The sequence below is a fragment of the Vibrio sp. AK197 genome, from assembly GCF_053903115.1.
Genome location: NZ_CP096429.1, coordinates 144,420 through 161,769 on the forward strand (window position 1 = coordinate 144,420; position 17,350 = coordinate 161,769).

General features: G+C 44.8%; 19 protein-coding genes and 1 pseudogene. 11 read left to right on the forward strand and 9 right to left on the reverse strand.

Annotation, left to right across the window (positions count from 1 at the left end):
• Nucleotides 1-80: 80 nt before the first annotated feature.
• Genes M1D72_RS00625 through araC form a run of 5 tightly spaced genes read left to right on the forward strand, consistent with a single transcriptional unit; the run spans nucleotide 81 to nucleotide 5,500 of the window.
• Entirely contained in the window at nucleotides 81-1,784 is a 1,704-nt protein-coding gene (locus M1D72_RS00625) for a ribulokinase (RefSeq protein ID WP_456295147.1), read from the forward strand.
• On the forward strand, nucleotides 1,777-2,526 hold the full coding sequence (locus tag M1D72_RS00630) for an L-ribulose-5-phosphate 4-epimerase (RefSeq protein WP_456295148.1): 750 nt from the start codon (nucleotides 1,777-1,779) through the stop codon (nucleotides 2,524-2,526). The genes M1D72_RS00625 and M1D72_RS00630 overlap by 8 nt, the downstream gene beginning before the upstream one ends.
• 9 nt (nucleotides 2,527-2,535) lie before the next feature.
• Nucleotides 2,536-4,038, forward strand: a complete 1,503-nt coding sequence (gene araA / locus M1D72_RS00635; protein ID WP_390192875.1) for an L-arabinose isomerase — start codon at nucleotides 2,536-2,538, stop codon at nucleotides 4,036-4,038.
• 47 nt (nucleotides 4,039-4,085) lie between these two features.
• A complete protein-coding gene (locus M1D72_RS00640) occupies nucleotides 4,086-4,601 on the forward strand; it encodes a hypothetical protein (protein ID WP_456295149.1) in 516 nt (171 codons plus the stop codon).
• Between the two features lie 59 nt (nucleotides 4,602-4,660).
• Nucleotides 4,661-5,500, forward strand: coding sequence for an arabinose operon transcriptional regulator AraC (gene araC, locus M1D72_RS00645; RefSeq protein ID WP_390192877.1), 840 nt, complete (start codon nucleotides 4,661-4,663; stop codon nucleotides 5,498-5,500).
• Between the two features lie 61 nt (nucleotides 5,501-5,561).
• Here the strand turns inward: araC and M1D72_RS00650 are convergent, their stop codons facing one another.
• Both M1D72_RS00650 and M1D72_RS00655 read right to left on the reverse strand, forming a co-directional pair.
• Nucleotides 5,562-5,810, reverse strand: a complete 249-nt coding sequence (locus M1D72_RS00650) for a hypothetical protein (protein WP_456295150.1) — start codon at nucleotides 5,808-5,810, stop codon at nucleotides 5,562-5,564.
• 132 nt (nucleotides 5,811-5,942) lie between these two features.
• Nucleotides 5,943-6,821, reverse strand: coding sequence for a LysR family transcriptional regulator (locus tag M1D72_RS00655; protein ID WP_390192879.1), 879 nt, complete (start codon nucleotides 6,819-6,821; stop codon nucleotides 5,943-5,945).
• Nucleotides 6,822-6,930: 109 nt separating this feature from the next.
• On the opposite strand from M1D72_RS00655, the gene M1D72_RS00660 reads away from it, so the two are divergent.
• Complete coding sequence (locus tag M1D72_RS00660) at nucleotides 6,931-7,602, forward strand: type 1 glutamine amidotransferase domain-containing protein (RefSeq protein WP_456295151.1); 672 nt, start codon at nucleotides 6,931-6,933, stop codon at nucleotides 7,600-7,602.
• A gap of 127 nt (nucleotides 7,603-7,729) precedes the next feature.
• On the opposite strand, the gene M1D72_RS00665 is transcribed toward M1D72_RS00660, so the two are convergent.
• The 4 genes from M1D72_RS00665 to M1D72_RS00680 form a co-directional block, all read right to left on the reverse strand.
• On the reverse strand, nucleotides 7,730-8,431 hold the full coding sequence (locus tag M1D72_RS00665) for a hypothetical protein (protein WP_456295152.1): 702 nt from the start codon (nucleotides 8,429-8,431) through the stop codon (nucleotides 7,730-7,732).
• A gap of 47 nt (nucleotides 8,432-8,478) precedes the next feature.
• On the reverse strand, nucleotides 8,479-9,501 hold the full coding sequence (locus M1D72_RS00670; protein WP_456295153.1) for a patatin-like phospholipase family protein: 1,023 nt from the start codon (nucleotides 9,499-9,501) through the stop codon (nucleotides 8,479-8,481).
• Nucleotides 9,502-9,742: 241 nt separating this feature from the next.
• Nucleotides 9,743-10,414 carry a chitosanase gene (locus M1D72_RS00675; RefSeq protein ID WP_456295154.1) on the reverse strand — a complete coding sequence of 224 codons (672 nt, stop codon included), beginning with the start codon at nucleotides 10,412-10,414 and terminating at the stop codon, nucleotides 9,743-9,745.
• Nucleotides 10,415-10,659: 245 nt separating this feature from the next.
• Nucleotides 10,660-11,580, reverse strand: a complete 921-nt coding sequence (locus M1D72_RS00680) for a LysR substrate-binding domain-containing protein (RefSeq protein WP_456295155.1) — start codon at nucleotides 11,578-11,580, stop codon at nucleotides 10,660-10,662.
• A gap of 57 nt (nucleotides 11,581-11,637) precedes the next feature.
• On the opposite strand from M1D72_RS00680, the gene M1D72_RS00685 reads away from it, so the two are divergent.
• Nucleotides 11,638-12,351 (forward strand): NADPH-dependent F420 reductase, encoded by a 714-nt coding sequence (locus M1D72_RS00685; protein ID WP_456295156.1) that lies wholly within the window; start codon nucleotides 11,638-11,640, stop codon nucleotides 12,349-12,351.
• Between the two features lie 108 nt (nucleotides 12,352-12,459).
• Here the strand turns inward: M1D72_RS00685 and M1D72_RS00690 are convergent, their stop codons facing one another.
• From M1D72_RS00690 to M1D72_RS00700, 3 genes and pseudogenes are all read right to left on the reverse strand, one after another.
• Entirely contained in the window at nucleotides 12,460-13,545 is a 1,086-nt protein-coding gene (locus tag M1D72_RS00690) for a methyl-accepting chemotaxis protein (protein WP_456295157.1), read from the reverse strand.
• Nucleotides 13,546-13,706: 161 nt separating this feature from the next.
• On the reverse strand, nucleotides 13,707-14,621 hold the full coding sequence (locus M1D72_RS00695) for an EamA family transporter (RefSeq protein WP_456295158.1): 915 nt from the start codon (nucleotides 14,619-14,621) through the stop codon (nucleotides 13,707-13,709).
• 113 nt (nucleotides 14,622-14,734) lie between these two features.
• Nucleotides 14,735-15,034, reverse strand: a pseudogene (locus M1D72_RS00700) (helix-turn-helix domain-containing protein); the annotation flags it as partial.
• Between M1D72_RS00700 and M1D72_RS00705 the strand changes: the two are divergent.
• The 4 genes from M1D72_RS00705 (at nucleotide 15,021) to M1D72_RS00720 (ending at nucleotide 17,303) form a co-directional block, all read left to right on the forward strand.
• A complete protein-coding gene (locus M1D72_RS00705) occupies nucleotides 15,021-15,287 on the forward strand; it encodes a hypothetical protein (protein WP_456295159.1) in 267 nt (88 codons plus the stop codon). The pseudogene M1D72_RS00700 and the gene M1D72_RS00705 overlap by 14 nt on opposite strands.
• 338 nt (nucleotides 15,288-15,625) lie before the next feature.
• On the forward strand, nucleotides 15,626-15,838 hold the full coding sequence (gene cspE / locus M1D72_RS00710; RefSeq protein ID WP_390192901.1) for a transcription antiterminator/RNA stability regulator CspE: 213 nt from the start codon (nucleotides 15,626-15,628) through the stop codon (nucleotides 15,836-15,838).
• Nucleotides 15,839-16,287: 449 nt separating this feature from the next.
• Nucleotides 16,288-16,422, forward strand: a complete 135-nt coding sequence (locus tag M1D72_RS00715; RefSeq protein ID WP_390192903.1) for an adenosine deaminase — start codon at nucleotides 16,288-16,290, stop codon at nucleotides 16,420-16,422.
• 140 nt (nucleotides 16,423-16,562) lie between these two features.
• Nucleotides 16,563-17,303: a DUF481 domain-containing protein gene (locus M1D72_RS00720; RefSeq protein ID WP_456295160.1), complete on the forward strand. Its 741-nt coding sequence runs from the start codon at nucleotides 16,563-16,565 to the stop codon at nucleotides 17,301-17,303.
• Nucleotides 17,304-17,350: the final 47 nt, after the last annotated feature.

Consider the following 17,350-nt stretch of genomic DNA (forward strand, 5'->3'; position numbering starts at 1 on the left):
TTAGCGTTGTGGTTTATGGGAGATTTGCCGAGCTCTCGCTATAACATTGGGTATATTGCGACCTTACAGTTGGAGCTGTCATGGATACTAATAATGTGAAACAGCAGCATGTCATTGGATTGGACTTTGGTTCAGATTCGGTTCGTGCCCTTATTGTTAATGCTGAAACGGGAGCTGAGGTGACCTCTTCAGTGGTGTATTACCCAAGATGGATGGAAGGTAAATACTGTGTGCCTGAGCACTCTCAATTCCGCCATCACCCTCGTGACTATATTGAAGCGATGACCAATGCGATACAGGAAGCATTGGCACAAGCGCCCCGCGAATTGGCACAGTCGGTGGTTGGTATCGGAGTCGATACCACAGGGTCCACACCTGCGCCCGTTGATGCCGAAGGTAAAATCTTAGCGTTATTACCTGAATTCGAACACAACCCAAATGCGATGTTTGTGTTGTGGAAAGACCATACCTCTGTGTCGAAAGCCGATTTGATCAACCAACTGGCCCACTCGGGCGACTTTCCTGATTACACTCGCTACATCGGCGGGATCTACTCATCGGAATGGTTCTGGGCAAAAGCGGCTTGGGTGAGTGAGCAAGACGATAGCGTTGCAGAGCGTGCCTACAGCTGGGTTGAGCTGTGTGACTGGATTCCAGCGCTATTGTCTGGCAACGAACACCCAAGTCATCTGCGCCGCGGCGTTTGCGCAGCAGGGCACAAAGCGATGTGGCACAGCAGCTGGGATGGCTTGCCAGACCAAGCGTTTTTATCTGCGATTTCTCCAACGCTCAATGGCATGCGTGAGCGCATGTTTACTGAAGTTTTCACCGCTGACCAACAGGCTGGCGTATTAACTCAAGAGTGGGCAGACAAACTCGGGTTGCCTGCAGGGCTCGCCATTGCGGTCGGTGAGTTTGACTGCCATATGGGCGCAGTTGGTGCTGGGGCTGGCGCTGGAGATTTGGTCAAAGTCATTGGTACTTCTACTTGCGACATTCTGATGGTTGAAAATGAAGAAGTCGGCGATCGCACGATTCATGGCATATGCGGGCAGGTGCTTGGTAGTGCAACGCCTGGTTTATTGGCATTAGAGGCGGGTCAATCAGCGTTTGGTGATGTCTACGCCTGGTTTAAACGCTTATTAATGTGGCCGCTACAACATTATGCAGCGGCAAATCCTGATTTTGCTTTAACAGCGGAAGAACTTGATGGTGAACTGCTGCCCATGCTCTCGCAAGCAGCACAGGAATATCAAATTCAGACTCAATCGCCTTTGGCGATGGACTGGCTCAATGGTCGCCGCACCCCCAATGCAAACCAACGGCTTAAAGGTGCGTTAGGTGAGCTTAACCTTGGCAGCACCGCGCCAGCGCTGTTCTCTTCTTTAGTCGAATCTACGGCGCATGGCGCTAAAGCCATTGTTGACTGTTTTGTTGACCAAGACGTCAAAGTGGACCGTGTGATTGCCATCGGCGGGATCGCCCAGAAATCGCCTTACGTAATGCAAATGTGTGCTGATGTTATTGGCCGTGAAATTGCGGTTGTTGAATCCGATCAGTGCTGCGCCTTGGGCGCTGCGATTTTTGCGGCTGTGGCGGCGGGAGCACACCCAGATTCACAAACCGCACAAAAAGTGATGGCGAGCCCGATTCGTTCTGTCTACCAACCAAACCCAGAAGTCCAAGCACTGCGTGCGGCGCGCTACGCCAGCTACCGTGAATTTGGCGGACACATCGAACAGATGGCGGAATACCATCAACATCAGGAGCGTAATCATGACTGAACACACAGTATGGCAACCAACCTCTGATGTCGCGGAGCGTTTAAAAACGCTTCGCCACCAAGTTTGGCAAGCCAATATGGATCTTGAGCGCCACAACTTGGTGACGTTCACGTGGGGCAACGTTTCGGGCATCGACCGTGATTCAGGGCTGGTGGTAATAAAACCCAGCGGTGTGAAGTACGAAGAGTTAAGCGCGGAGAACATGGTTGTCGTTGATCTCCACGGCGAAATTATCGAAGGTGATCTCAATCCTTCTTCTGATACCGCGACGCATTTGGAACTCTATCGTCAATTCCCAGAAATTGGTGGTATTGTGCATACCCACTCGCCGCAGGCAACCGCTTGGGCGCAAGCCGGAACTGCGATTCCAGCTTTAGGTACCACACACGCTGACTATTTCTACGGCAGCATTCCTTGCACGCGAGCACTGAGTGACGACGAAATTGCCAACGATTACGAACTGAATACGGGCAAAGTGATTGTCGAGACCATTGCCGACAGTGAAGTGCTGGCAACTCCCGGCATTCTAGTGAAAGAACATGCGCCTTTTACCTGGGGTAAAGATGCCGACCAAGCGGTACATAACGCGGTCGTGGTCGAAGTCGTCGCCGGGATGGCATTACAAACTCTGCAAATTAATCCAGATGTTCGCTACATCAATCAAGCGTTATTGGATAAGCATTATCTGCGCAAACATGGCGCAAACGCGTATTACGGCCAACATCAATCCAGCAAAAAATAAGGGATAACTATGAAAGTCTTCAACGATAAAAAAGTTTGGTTCGTTACCGGTTCTCAACATCTCTACGGACCAAAAGTGTTAGAGCAAGTGGCACGCGATAGCGCTGAAATTGTTGCCGGATTGAATGGTGCTGAAAGCATTTCAGTACCGGTAGAAGAACGTGGCACGGTGAAAACGCCGGATGAGATCTTGGCGGTATGTCGCGCTGCGAATAATGACCCAGAATGTGTCGGTTTAATTTTGTGGATGCATACGTTCTCGCCTGCGAAAATGTGGATCGCTGGGTTGTCACAACTTAATAAGCCATTCTTACATTTGCACACTCAATTCAATGCTGCACTGCCTTGGGATGAGATCGATATGAACTTCATGAACCTCAACCAAAGTGCTCATGGTTGCCGTGAATTTGGCTTTATTGGTACGCGTTTAAACCTTGATCGTAAGGTAGTGGTTGGTCACTGGCAAAACCCAGAAGTTCACCAACAAATTGATGACTGGTGCCGCGCGGCGATTGGTATCGATGCAGGTCAAAATCTAAAAGTGGCGCGCTTTGGTGACAACATGCGTCAAGTTGCGGTAACTGAAGGCAATAAAGTTTCTGCGCAAATCCAATTTGGTTACGAAGTGCACGCTTACGGCTTGGGTGAGTTGGCTGAAGCGATTAACGAGACTTCCGATGCCGATGTGAACGCATTACTTGATGAGTACGCTTCAACCTATGATATGTCACCGTCGCTATTGACCGACACCGATTTGAAAAAACTCATGGTACAAGAAGCGCGTTTAGAGCTGGGGATGGAAAATTTCCTCAACGCAGTTGGCGCGAAAGCTTTTACCAATACATTTGAAAACCTGACCGGCACCACCAACTTGCCAGGTTTAGCGACCCAACGTTTGATGTCAAAAGGGTTTGGTTACGGCGGTGAGGGTGACTGGAAAACATCAGCCATGGTGCACATCATGAAAGTGATGGCGCAAGGCAAAAAAGGTGGTACTTCCTTTATGGAAGATTACACCTATAACTTTGGGGCGAAAGACCAAGTTCTTGGTGCACATATGTTGGAAGTGTGTCCAAGCATCGCCGCGAAAAAGCCAAAATTGGAAATTCACCTGCACACCATCGGTTGCCGCGCGGATATTCCACGTTTGATCTTCAGCGGAGAACAAGGTCCGGCACTCAATGTCTCTGTGATTGATTTGGGCAGCCGTTACAGAATGTTGGTGAATGTGCTGGATACAGTAACTCCGCCACAATCATTACCCCATCTACCTGTCGCTCATGCGTTATGGGAACCTCAGCCAAACCTTAATGTTGCAGCAGCAGCTTGGATTCATGGCGGCGGTGCTCACCATTCCGTCTACAGCCAAGCGGTATCTGTGGATACTTTAACGGACTACGCGGAAATTGCGGGTATTGAAATGGTGGTGATTGATAACAGCACTCAGCTGCGTCAATTCAAGCAAGAGCTTAAAAATAACAGCGCCTATTTCCGTATGACTTCTGGTCTTTAAACCATCAATTGGCCCCCACATTCGTGGGGGCTTATAGGGCAGTAACTGTGACTTCTCATACCGCAAAGGAAACCTATCAATTACACGATGCTTCTTGGGCACTCTCGGTGTTTGACCATTCACCTAGCCAATTTGAGCTGACTTATCAAAGTGAACGTATGTACCTGGGTCAACTGGAAGTGTTAAACAATGGTGAGCTTCTCACTGTTGATGACGTTGAATGGCGATTTCGGCATAAAACCCAGCGTATAGAGCAGTGGTGCCAATTACGGCATAGCGAGACGCTGTCCGTCAATATGAACTACTACTTTCACCAAGGCTCGTTAGTGATTGAATATTTGGCGCGTAATAGTGTGCCAACCCGACTTGATATTCGCCACAGCATTTCGACCTTACAACCGGCTTTCAGCGATGTTGCCCCTGTCAATCCGAGTTCGATTCCCGATGTCTTAAAGCGGCAGCGAAACGGTATGCCGAGTGAATTTTTGTCTCAAACTGAAAAAACGGACTTTTTTCGTGAAGCTTTTTCCGCCACTCAGTGGATCGTTCTTAATAAAATGTGAACCATGAATTCGTTTTATCGATAACGCGATCATACACTGAGCCAAAAAAAGTACCCCCTATGCAAAATAATGATCCTCTAAAACCCGGCTACAACTTTAATGCCCATTTGGTCGCGGGTCTGACGCCAATCATTGAAGGTGATGAACTGGACTTTCTGATTGAACGTCCCGGCGGCATGAAAGGTTACATCATTAATATGACCAGCCAAGGCGAAGGGACGATCTTCTCTGGCGAACAAGCATTTGATGTTAAAGCGGGCGATTTGCTGCTGTTTCCGCCCAGCGCCGAGCATTTCTATCAGCGTCAAAAGGACAGTGCTTCTTGGTTTCACCGCTGGGTTTATTTCCGTCCACGCGCCTTTTGGAATGATTGGCTCAACTGGCAAGAACAGCGTAACGGTGTGTTTGTGACCCAAAACCTCGATCATAACAATATTGAGCAGATTGAACGGCTGTTTATCGATATTGAATACGCGGCAAAATCAGACATGCCTTATCGCGATGACTTAGCGATCAACCTACTGGAACAATTGTTGATTCGCTGTAAAACCGTGCAGCCTGATGTGGTAAGTAAGCCGATTGATCCGCGTGTGATTGAAGCGATGAATTACATGACGCAAAACCTGAATCAAGATTTCACCCTTGAAGATATTGCTGACCATACCTGCTTATCTTCTTCACGCCTTGGGCACCTATTTCGTGATGAAATGAAAATGACCATCACCCAATGGCGAGATGACCAACGCATCAGCCGCGCCAAGCAGTTGTTAGTCACCACCAACTACTCAGTCAACCACATTGGTCGCATTGTTGGCTATACTGATCCGCTGTATTTTTCGCGAGTGTTTAAACGTAAGGCGGGGTTAAGTCCGAAGCGTTATCGTGAGCAAATTTCTTAATGCGCGGCTTTTATTGGTGAGTGTGGGGGACGCTTCCCCCCCTATCGCTACACCAAGACCATCAGTAGAGTAACTTGTCGGTCGCATAAATCACCAAAATGATCGCGAGGGTCGCAAGCACCAGGATAGCGAATATCATTGCTAATTTTTTTATCGCACTTGGTCTATCAAATACCTCGCCGGCTGCTTCTTTCACTCTTCGATCTTCATCAAAATGCCATTTGATCGCTAAATAGCCTCCGATCACCAATACAATGATCTTAAAAGCACCAGCAAAGTACGGAAAGAAGTTACCCAAACCGCTATTCATTATCTATCTCCAAGCACGTAAATATCGTCGCTACGGTAGCATACTCAAGGATACATGTTTACTTTTTGATATCATTGAACTTGAACTTTTTCATTGCTTGTATGGATGGTGTGAAGGGGTTTCTGTTCCAAATTAATCCCAGTCTGAGAAATACTTTACTAGATAGTCTATTGCTAGGCGTGCCCGCAAAGGAAGAAAGCGCTGGTTCTGATACACAATCCAACTGCTGCTTCCTCGTCCCCAAAAATCTTCGAGTACTGGAATCAGCGAACCGGACTCTAAGCCTTTTGACAGGCTACTTTTAGGCATGTAGGCAATGCCCAGACCTTGCTCGCACGCCGAAATTGCAGCGTGTGAGTTATTGCTTTTCCAGCGACCGTGAACCCGTGTGGTTATGGTGTTGTTATTGTGTTCAAACACCCAATGCTCATTGTTCGTCACGATACAGCTATGCTGCTTTAATTGGGTTGGATGAGTCGGTTGACCATAACGCGATAAATAGTCATAGCTGGCAGCCGCTGCCATCGGCCTATCCACTAGCTTTCTGGCCATTAACCCTGAATCTTTCAGTTCCCCGTAGCGAATCGCGAAGTCGATACCGTCCTCGATGAAATTGACAAAGCGAGAGTTAAAATCCATCTCAATGGTAAGTTCTGGGTACGAGCTTGAGAACGCCATGAGGGCAGCGGCGACATGTTCTTCGGCAAAAGCGCCAGCAGCGCTGACTCGTAATGTGCCACTTAAATTAATTTGTTGTGTCTTTAGCCCTTCATTTGCCTGTTCTAATCCATTAACCAGCTCTCTACAGCGTTGATAATAGACTTGTGCGGCATCGGTTAAGCTAACCTGCCGGGTAGAGCGAGCAAACAAAGTCACGCCCAGTCTCTTTTCCAGTTTGGATATCTGACGACTGATGTGGCTGGTACTACAGCCGAGTTGCTTTGCCGCTGAGGAGAAGCCTTGGCTTTCAGCGACCGCGACAAATTCAATGATCCCGTCGAAACTATTCATACGTCCTTATTGTTGCTATTTAGCAATAATATTTTGTTAATTATCTATATTATCATCCAATTGGGTTTGAATTAACATGTTTTGGTACTCAGCACTTAAGGAAAGCACAATGAAAAAAATTCTTATCCCTGTCACCAACCATGCAACGTTAGGCGAAACTGATCAGGCTAACGGTACTTTCTCTCCAGAGATTACTCATGTTATCCATGAGCTAATGGCCGCTGGTTTTGATTATGACATTGCGTCGATTCAAGGCGGCAAAGCCCCACTTTATGGGACAGATATGGAAGGGGACGAGGTCAACGCAAAAGTATTGGCTAACCAAGACTTCCAGAACCGAGTCACTAATACGATTCCGGTAACGCAAATTCAGATTGAGGATTATGACGCGGTATTTTATCCCGGAGGCTTTGGGTTGCTGTCTGACCTAGCAACTGACGCGAGTTTTGCCCAATTGTCAGCAAAACATTACGAGAACGGTGGTTATATCGCTGCAGTATGTCATGGTCCAGCGGCGATGCTTCCAATCACATTGAGCAATGGTGAAACGCTGCTTGGCTCAAAATCAGTAACGGGCTTTACACGCGAAGAAGAGATCGATTTCGGAACCATCGCTGATATCCCGTTTCTATTAGAAGAATCACTGGCAAGAAAAGCTGCTCGCTTTAGCAAAGTCCAACCGTGGCAAGAGCTGGTTATCGTTGATGAAAGAGTAATTACCGGTCAAAACCCGGCCAGCGCTCACGGCGTTGGTAAAGCATTAGTCGATGCATTGTCATAAAGAACCACTGTGAATACGGTTTAAAAACCGTTGTTGAATAGCTCATTAAATAATGAGCTATTTTTTTAGCCACATATTACGAGCACGGGCGGATGCGAGGAGTGAATCGTCTTCTATACTGGCTCGATCACGATTTTTCGGGCACAAATTTCATATCACAATTCACAACTTTGGCTTTACCTTTCGCTCCGAGCATCCACATGAAATCGAGTTGGGATTCAACCGCAGGGTGCACTATCAACTCACCAGAGCTCGGTTCATCAATGGTTAATGCATTAATCTCTTTTCCATTCTCATCTTGCATTTCTATTTTGGTAATTGGATTGTCGCTATGAATGGTTTCGGTTGGATTCGGCCATGATATGGCGACTGACTTTTTCTGGCCCTTGGAGTCAGTAATCAGGATATCGTAGGCGAGTGTGGATTTTCGCCAGTCATGATTGCCTTGCGGTACAGAAGTAATGACATAGCGATAGCCTGAGCCGTTTTGCTCTGGGTGAACTTCAGAGGCTATCGCTGAGGGAACCAATATATTGGCAAATGCTTGCTGATTAGACTCGTTCATCCCCGAGCCAATTGAGACAATGAGTGATGGCGCGGCAATGCCAGCAAATAGGTAGTCAACCAATTTACGCTCTCGTTCTACGGCAAACACTGAAATCACACCGCCGATCACAAAAAACAGCGCGATACCAATGTAGAAACTAAAGACGATTTTATCTGTAACCTGAGCTGTTGGGCTGTTGGTTAATAAAATGGCGAGCGTCAGCGACTTTGGTAAAATTCCACCAATGCCGCCCACCAAAAACGATTTTAAATGTTCAGGCATCCTCTGCTCCTTGCTGCGCTCATCGACTTAGGCATCCATAAGATGCTCTATTTATTCGGTGCAATTTTCGATTTGTCATACCAGTTGAAATAGTCGTTGGCGCCCTCTAGTCCAGAACTAACTAACGCCAGCTTCTTCTGTTCGGAGAGATCAAACTCTGTGGTATTGACGCCTAAGGTATCGATATACACGGTGCGAGCCCAATCATCACTATGAAGGTGGCTATTTTGCTGCGCTTCCATGAAGGTGTTAATCAAGGCCCATGTATAGTCAAAGAAACTGTCAATTCGCTGGCTGGTGGGGGCGGCGTGGTCACGAAATACCGATATTTCTTCTTTGGAATCTAATCGAAATCCAAGCGTTTCCTTGTTGTAGACGTATTCTGATATCGGCCTTGCAATTGCTTTTACCTGCTTGTTGACCTTTTTGTAGTAGCTTGGCTCAACGTAATTTTGGTTTTCGAGATACTTTTTACGGTCAAACAGCTTAATGGGATAGTTATCCAACACACCGCCATCCACATAGACATCGCCGCGCATACTGCGTTTTGATGCAAAAAAGAGTGGGATAGACATAGAAATTCTTGCTGCATCAGCCACGCATATTCGGGGCGTATGTTCTGCTGAGAACACTTCAGAAAAAGAGGTAGAAAGGTTGGTGCCCATAAAATACATCGATTTAAAGCCTTTGGCTTGCTTTAGCGCTTCGATGTCGGCGAAGGTACTCTCAGTGTTGCCAGTCTTGGCTTTGATCAATTGAGCGATCCAATGTCGAAAAAAGTCGCCTTTATACCAGCCGAATTCATTGAGCAGCCTTTGAGTATCGCGACTTATGCCCCAGGAGTCATCCATGAAGTTGTTGAAATCTAAATTCCAAAGGATAGCTTCTGTTTCTTTCTCACTGTAGCCAAGGCCAACCAAGACTGCGTTGATGGCTCCAGCTGAAGTGCCACCAACACGTTGTATATTTTCAAGAATATTTTTTTCATTAAGTACTTTCAACGCACCTAAATAAGCAATTCCTTTTACCCCACCACCTTCAAAAACAAGGTTTTTAAAATGATAATTCATAATTATATCCTTAGGTTATAATTCAATTACATTCAGTTAGCGATTTATTAATAAATAATCAGTAAGTGCTTTAACGCCATTTATTAAAGTTTGAACCTTATGGTTGGGCAAGATGAAGATAGAGAGGATTAAAATTTTCGTCATAGGTGAGAGACTATTTCATTCTTTCACTTTTAGAAAAATGGCGGGCGTTAAATAATGATTTCTTTTTATCAATGAGTGACGAGTTCAATGATGCGTTTTACGATACGGGTATTCCATTGGCAATAATTGGTATGGTATTAAGATCCCAGTTATTTTTCTCTATTTCATTGATCAAAGTTTGAGTTCGATAAATCGTGTTACGTAGGATAGGGCGACGGTGGTATTTAAGCCATTGATGGCGTGTGCTGACATAGGATGCGATCCATGTCTTTTCATTGCCTCCTTTTGACGGCGGCATGGCGATAAAACGCTTACGCAAGAACATTGGAATACTGCCAGAGTGAATAAAAGAATCGTAAACGACCAATGCACTTAACGCGAGGTCCAGTTTGTGGCGCTCACACCAAGCTATCGCTGGCTCCCAGTAAACATCGTCAAAGAATCTATCCTGAGTGCTACGCATGATCTCATCGTCTTTGGCTGCCAATATTAACAGGTCCTTAAATGGTTTGTTTTCATGTAATGGCGTACGTCCTATTAGCTCTAAATAGGGCACAAAATCATCAGAATAAGCACCTTCACACTCAACGTACATTTCTATTAATGTCAGTAGATTGCCTTGTTCTGTCGTTTGGCATCGGCCAAACGTAATCTGTTTACTATCATCGATTCCATCACGGTAAATGACTAATTGATCATATTTTCCTTTGATTGATCCTGTTTCAAAAACATTAAGAACTTTTTGAATTAATTCCTTTTTATCCTGCATTTTTGGGTTCCTAAACTAACGCTTCGTTCATATTTTTCATACTGGGTGGATGATATATTTTTGATGTTATTGTTCTGAATTATTTCGTCAGTATAGAAAAGGTTTCTTTATTCACATTTTCGTAATTTATATATTTATTATTTTTCTAGTGTTTAAGAAAAAATGAAATAGATATTCTCAAAGGTTAAATATCCAATTTTTCGGTACAGGAGTTTATATTCAATAACGGGTTTATGTCTTAGCTGCTAATTTTCTAAGCGGCAAGCTGATAACTTGCTATCGTCAAAATCTTGAACCGCAAAGTCGATCAAGTGTCGGACTTTCTTTGGCGTTACTTTACCGTTCAAGTACACAGCGCAAATGGGCAGTGTCTTCATCGTATAATCCGGGAGCAGCCTCACTAAAGCAGATCCATCGCTATCTTGGTTGTTTTGTAACAGAAAACTAGGGCAAAGTGTGATACCCAAGCCGTTTTCTGCCCAGCGTTTGGCGATACGAGCATTGTTCACGGTAAAGTTTTTTGACGGATGGAATACATGCTCGATGTTGTCTTTGGTAAACACCCAGCGACTTGCTTCACGCATATTGGTATCTTGAATACAGATGTGATGCTCGAGTTCATTTGGGGTTCGAGGTTCACCCATACGTTGTAGATACTGCTTTTCAGCGACTAATACGCTAGTGATGGTACCGAGTTTACGCACTTTAAGCGTATTTAGTGTTGGTGACCCAATTCGAAACGCAACATCAAACCCTTCTGCGGCTAAGTCCACGTGCGAATCATTGAGTCTTAAGTCTATTGATAAATTTGGATGCTGCGCCGAGAAACGGCCAAGCATTTCACTGATATACATTTCACCAAAAGTGACGGGCGCTGAAATTCGCAGTGAGCCGGTCAATCCTTTCGCGTCTTCAGAGGCGCAGCCTAATAAATCGTCCAGTTCAGCAATTAACGCAGGGGCTCGCGCTAATAGTGCTTCTCCTTGTGGTGTTAATCCAACTTGGCGAGTGGTGCGTTGCAATAATCGCGCGCCAATTTTGTCTTCGAGTTGTGCAACGTATTTGGACGTTAAACGATTAGAAATCCCCAAGCGATTAGCGGCATCCGTAAACGAACCTGTTTGTGCGGTATACACAAACGCTTTTAAACCATCAATCACATCCATGCTTAGTGACCTCAATTAAGAATATTTTGTGGAAATTGATTCTTTATAATCTCCATTGTGGCGAAGGTCAACCAGGGGGATACTAATCACACAGCGAAACATCATCGCAACAAACAGATACAAGGAATTGGAGACAATATTATGAATATCGCAATCATTGGTTCAGGTAACATCGGCTCAGGTTTGGCTCTGACTTTTGGTCAAACCGCTTACACAGTGACAGTCGCCTCAAGAAATGTACAGGCAGCACAATCACTTGCTGACAAGCTAGGCCGATCAAATGTTCAAGCTTCAAGCATTACAGAAGCAGTTAAAGGTGCGGATGTGGTGATTCTCGCCACGCCTTATGATGCTGTTCGCACATTGGCAAATGACGCTGATTTTGCTGGTAAAGTTGTGATTGATGTGACGAATCCTGTTAAGGCCGATTTTTCTGGCTTAAGCATCGGGTTTGAAACCTCCGCTGGCGAAGAGATTCAAAAATTATTGCCTCACGCAACCGTGGTCAAAGCCTTTAACACCGTGTTTGCACAAGTGTACGAGCAAGGGCTTGAGTTTAATGGTAGCAAAGCTCAAACCTTCATTGCAGCCGATGATGAAACCGCTAAACAAACGGTACTCACCTTGGCAAACGAAGCGGGTTTTGACGCGGTAGATGCAGGCGCGCTCAGTAACGCACGGTATTTAGAACCACTGGCGTATATGAATATCCACTTTGGCTACATGCTTAATCGTGGTACTCAAATCATTCCAGCTTGGTTATCACGTTAATGGCAGCAACCCCGTATCGAGAGTATGAAAAATCACCAAGGGCAGACGCCCTTGGTGCTTTGACTTTGAGCCAACCGTGAATGAAGAATGCAGCATCGGTTTTCTAATTTAGTGCTCGACGATATCACCCATCAAACGGTCAATTTGTAGCACGACTTGCTCACTGGCCAATTCCATTGCATTGATAGAGGACACCATTTGTTGCATGTCGCCTTTCTGTGCCTTCGTCATTGCGTTGCGGCCACTTTCATGAACTTGTTGATGTGGCGCTTCAATTAAGCTGTAGCTTGGTAAGTGACGGAAAGATTGTCCGTCACCATGATAATACCATTGGCCAAGGCGACATTCTGAATGGCTATTGACGGTTTCATTAAATGACTGGCTCTGCAGTAAACGATACACGTTATTTTTCCACACGGCGTGGTCGAGTTTAACGGTGTCAAGAAAAGCGCGAGTAGAAGCGATTCGAATCACTTGTTGCATGTGTTGAGACTTGATGACCACATCATTGACGATAGAACCGATTTGCGCTGATGAAACGGACACTTCCTCGGCACAGCTTTGGTTTTCTTGTATGGTTGTTTTTATCGACCCCACCTGAGTCATGACCTGATTGACGCGAGCGTCGATTTGCTCGCTAGCCTCACGCGCTTTACTGGCAAGTTTGCGAACTTCGTCAGCTACGACGGCAAAACCTCTCCCGGCCTCTCCAGCTCGCGCCGCCTCAATGGCAGCATTTAACGCCAGTAAGTTGGTTTGGTCAGAGATTTCTTGAATAGATGAAACTAATTGGCTGATCGACGTTGCGGTTGAATCAAGCTGTTCAACGGAACTCATGCTCTGGCTAGCTTGAGTTTGGATATTGTCTGCACGCTCATCAAGTCGATGCAGGGCTTGATGAGTTTGTTTAAACATATCATCAAGTTGTTTTAACGCTTCGTCTTCTTGTGCCAGAGACTGAGCGCTTTGCACCATTCCATCGCGAATGGCGAGCAGCATATCGCCGCCTTTTAGGCTACTGCTCATAAGGTCGTTCCCAACGTCGCTGTTGGCTTGGTTCTGGGTAACTTGGCTTTTGTAGGTTTGTAGTTGCGCGTTAAGCGATTCGATATCCGAGTTGTATTGTGATTGCAAAGCTGCAAGCTGCTGTTTTAGTGCTTGGTTTTCTTGCACAAGTTTTTTGTTTTTAAACATTTCTGACCTCTAACCGATATCGACTATTTAGCATCAAACCGTGATAGATAAAAGATACGGTATCAATCCTTTTTTCAAGCAATAGAATAGGTTAGAGATGTGATCACTAACCCTATGTCATTCCATAAATGTGAGAGAGGCAAGGGTTAGTAACTGGCGAGTCATAGCACGACATCGCTGTTGGATAATGGTTTGCGCTGGAACCAACTTTGACCAAACACGTTTATGATGAGTCCAAGAGCGATCACCACCACGCCTGCGATTTGCAACCCGCTTAAACTTTCATCCAGCAGTAACCAAGCACTTAAAAGCCCAAATACAGGTACCAGCAGGGAAAGTGGAGCGACCAGAGAGGTTTGGTAGCGGCTTAGCAGGTAACTCCAACCGCCATAGCCTACAATCGTGGCAAGCAATGATAGATAAGCAATAGCAAACAGGTTATGCCATTCGATATTTTGCAGTGAACTGACCATCAATTGCGGCCCTTCAATCCAAAAGGAAGAGACGAAAAACGCCGTCATAGGCACAAATGCACTCCAGACGATCAAAGACATCGTTGGCACGGAATAATGGTGCATAATCACTTTATTGGTGATGTTTCCTAGCGCCCAGCAAGAGGCGGCGCCGATAATTAAGGTTAAGGTCAGCCCGGTCAGCGAGGCAGCATCATCACCTTGCGCGGCTGCCAGTAAATAAATACCAATGCCTGCCGTCAAAACAGCAATGAGGTTGTGTCTGTGGATTCTTTCTTTTAGCAATAATGCGCCGAACGCTAAGGTAATAAACGCTTGCGCTTGTAAAAGTAGCGACGCGAGTCCGGCCGCAAGGCCGACGTTCAAAGCCCAGAACAGTAAGGCAAATTGCCCGAAACAGATGGTTAAGCCGTAGCACGCCAGCCACTTAAACGGCAATTTTGGTCGCTTAATGAAGAAAACCGCGGGAAACGCGACCAAGGCAAAACGTAAACCTGCAAGTAATAACGGTGGCATACCTTGTAAGCCGACTTTGATCACAACGAAGTTGACGCCCCATATTAGGACGATAGTCAGTGCTAAGAGACGATCGCGAAAAGACATTCTGTTTCCTTACAGCTAAGAGCCACTCAGAAGGACTCTTCAATTTAGGTTGGCGCCATTAACAAAGTCATCACTTTGCTGAATGGAATTTAAGCAGATTGCCTCAAATTTTATCAATGCACAATGTTTGATGAGTGATTTGATGAGATGTGGTATTGCTTCCTCCATTGACTGGGGGAGAGTCCAGTCCAGAGTTTAAAATGACGGCTAAAAACCGCTATCTCGGAGTAACCCAATTGCAGGGCGATATCGGTGATCGTTTTCTGTTGGCTTTTTAACAGTTGTTCAGCGAGGCGCCGACGTACATTTTGGAGTAGTTGGCTATAACTACTGCCGCAACCTTTCAAGCGCAGTTGAAAAGTACGAGGGTGAAGATCAAGTGCCTTCGCCACACGTTCAATGCTGCATCCTCCACCTGCAAAAATTAATTATGCTTATGCAACCGTTAAAGAGCTAGAACTGCGTTTTAGTTATTACTATCGACCACAGGAGTTTGCCGAGTGCCTGCAGCGCATCGCTGATAACCAGTTGCCTTGGCGTAAAATGTTGACTGCAAAAGTGGGCATTGATGGTGTGCAAACTGCGTTTGATACGTTAATGACGCCCAATGATCATATTAAAGTGGTGATTGAGCCCTGGCGTGATGGAGAGCTTGAGTCGATGTAATTGAATACAAGGCTAAAAGCTCTTATGTACGTCCACATAGGAGCTTTTCATCCCACTATGCTGCAATTTGTATTCCAATGTTTTCTTTTTAGAACACGTTCGCTTACGAATAAAAATAAAATCGGAAAAAGTGAAAATAACACTAGTGATTTTTAAAACTACCTGTATAGTACCCACAGCTCTAGCAAATGAGCTATTAGTGTAAATTTAGCAAAAGTCTTTTCTCAGTAAACATTCGATACCTTTCGTCTACCACCTGCGATAGCTTCTCCTGATAATCCATAAATAGCTTCTGTTCGTAGCGTGTATTTAATATTTAAAATTTTATAGAGGTATCTATGTCTAATAAAACTACTGGTCTAGTTAAATGGTTCAACGAAACTAAAGGTTTCGGCTTCATCACTCAAGATAACGGCGGTGCTGATGTGTTCGTTCACTTCAACTCAATCGTTTCTGAAGGCTTTAAAACTTTGGCTGAAGGCCAAAAAGTAAGCTTTGAAGTAGAACAGGGTAAAAAAGGCCCTCAAGCAGCTAACGTAACTGCACTTTAATATTTCTAGGTGTGGTGCATTGCATCACACCTTCCTTTCCCATTCCTCACAAAACCGCTTCTTATTTTTCATACCACTTCTAATTTCTATATCTATCTTTTCAAAAAACTAGGAAACATCATGTCTCGAAGAACGAGCCGCCAACGTTATTGGTACCAAATATTACGTGATCACAATACTAAGGGGAGTAAGCCATCCGAGTGTTCAAAATAGACTTTATCATAGAAAATAAAAATATAAGATGGAGTGCTCACATCCATCAATTAAATAGCGATATCCTTCAGCGTCATATCCTTTCTAAGATTTCTCTTTCTCAAGCTAACCTTCATTTCGACTTCTGCGAAAACACCAGTCAAGGTGATATTTTTACAAAAACAGGCATAAAAATAGGTTCATTTACTGTAGAGTAAATAAACAGAAGGATTTTTGAGTGATAATAAGGTTAATTTATGAGCAATAAAACGACGAAGAAAACAAAAAAAAGCAGTGAAAAAGAAACTGCAGCGAATAAAACTCACCAAACTAGGAAGAGAATAGAGGATATACTGGCAGAGCGCGAATTTAATAAACAATTCGAACTGTAACCTATCTCTATACTGTATTTTGCACGTTCTGTAGAGCGTGCTCGATATTGGTTTTCTATGCCCTAACGGCAGTATGACTTCATGCTGACATCTTAATTAACTCGTTGATTAAAGTGCAGTAAAGCAGAGGAGTCGTAAGTATGAAACCTAATATTGTCAGTATCGCCTTGCTGACGTTTTTAAGCAGCAGTTCGGTTTATGCCAAAACTGACTCGGAAAAAGAATCTCCATTAAAAGCAGGGACCAAAGTTGGCCTGTTTTATTCACAAACCTCCAATACATCAATGTCGTTCAACTCAGCATTATGGCTAACTTATAAGCCTAGCGAGTGGACTCATGATATGAAGTTTAATTCCTATTATACCGACACGGATGATGATGACGGGACCAATAAATATACGCTCTATTACAAAGCGGATTATGATATTGGAGAGGCATTATCTGGTTATGTTGAGAATGAATATGAACATAACCAATTTGAAACCTACCGGCAAAGCTATACGTTGATCACGGGTTTGGGGTATAAATTGATAGACGATAAAGAGACCAAGCTCGAAGCGGGTCTTGGTCCCGGTTATCGTTATACCAAACGCCAGGCAAGCGATGTTGATCATCCAAACAAAGAAACCAATGAATTGATTGGTTCTGCTTTTATCAAAGGCTCGCGAAAAATGACCAAAACGTTTTCTTTTGGGGGCGGCAGCAAGATGGAATATGGTTCATCCAACACCAAATATACGGTTGATGCGTTCTTAAAAAATACACTGATGACTGATTTAGCTTTGGTCGTGGATGCACAATATATCTACAATACTGAGGTTGCTTCAACCAAAAGTAATGATGAGATCTATAGCACCTTAAGCTTGAGTTATGATTTCTAAGTTGACGTGATGGTATTCACAAGCGGGTAATACAATATGCCCGCTTG

Bases quoted from the DNA above. Each gene is read 5' to 3' on its own strand.
- M1D72_RS00625 (WP_456295147.1), top strand. From the start codon at position 81: ATGGATACTAATAATGTGAAACAGCAGCATGTCATTGGATTGGACTTT.
- M1D72_RS00630 (WP_456295148.1), top strand. From the start codon at position 1,777: ATGACTGAACACACAGTATGGCAACCAACCTCTGATGTCGCGGAGCGT.
- araA (WP_390192875.1), top strand. From the start codon at position 2,536: ATGAAAGTCTTCAACGATAAAAAAGTTTGGTTCGTTACCGGTTCTCAA.
- araC (WP_390192877.1), top strand. From the start codon at position 4,661: ATGCAAAATAATGATCCTCTAAAACCCGGCTACAACTTTAATGCCCAT.
- M1D72_RS00650 (WP_456295150.1), bottom strand. From the start codon at position 5,810: ATGAATAGCGGTTTGGGTAACTTCTTTCCGTACTTTGCTGGTGCTTTT.
- M1D72_RS00655 (WP_390192879.1), bottom strand. From the start codon at position 6,821: ATGAATAGTTTCGACGGGATCATTGAATTTGTCGCGGTCGCTGAAAGC.
- M1D72_RS00660 (WP_456295151.1), top strand. From the start codon at position 6,931: ATGAAAAAAATTCTTATCCCTGTCACCAACCATGCAACGTTAGGCGAA.
- M1D72_RS00665 (WP_456295152.1), bottom strand. From the start codon at position 8,431: ATGCCTGAACATTTAAAATCGTTTTTGGTGGGCGGCATTGGTGGAATT.
- M1D72_RS00670 (WP_456295153.1), bottom strand. From the start codon at position 9,501: ATGAATTATCATTTTAAAAACCTTGTTTTTGAAGGTGGTGGGGTAAAA.
- M1D72_RS00675 (WP_456295154.1), bottom strand. From the start codon at position 10,414: ATGCAGGATAAAAAGGAATTAATTCAAAAAGTTCTTAATGTTTTTGAA.
- M1D72_RS00680 (WP_456295155.1), bottom strand. From the start codon at position 11,580: ATGGATGTGATTGATGGTTTAAAAGCGTTTGTGTATACCGCACAAACA.
- M1D72_RS00690 (WP_456295157.1), bottom strand. From the start codon at position 13,545: ATGTTTAAAAACAAAAAACTTGTGCAAGAAAACCAAGCACTAAAACAG.
- M1D72_RS00695 (WP_456295158.1), bottom strand. From the start codon at position 14,621: ATGTCTTTTCGCGATCGTCTCTTAGCACTGACTATCGTCCTAATATGG.
- M1D72_RS00705 (WP_456295159.1), top strand. From the start codon at position 15,021: ATGCTGCATCCTCCACCTGCAAAAATTAATTATGCTTATGCAACCGTT.
- cspE (WP_390192901.1), top strand. From the start codon at position 15,626: ATGTCTAATAAAACTACTGGTCTAGTTAAATGGTTCAACGAAACTAAA.
- M1D72_RS00715 (WP_390192903.1), top strand. From the start codon at position 16,288: ATGAGCAATAAAACGACGAAGAAAACAAAAAAAAGCAGTGAAAAAGAA.
- M1D72_RS00720 (WP_456295160.1), top strand. From the start codon at position 16,563: ATGAAACCTAATATTGTCAGTATCGCCTTGCTGACGTTTTTAAGCAGC.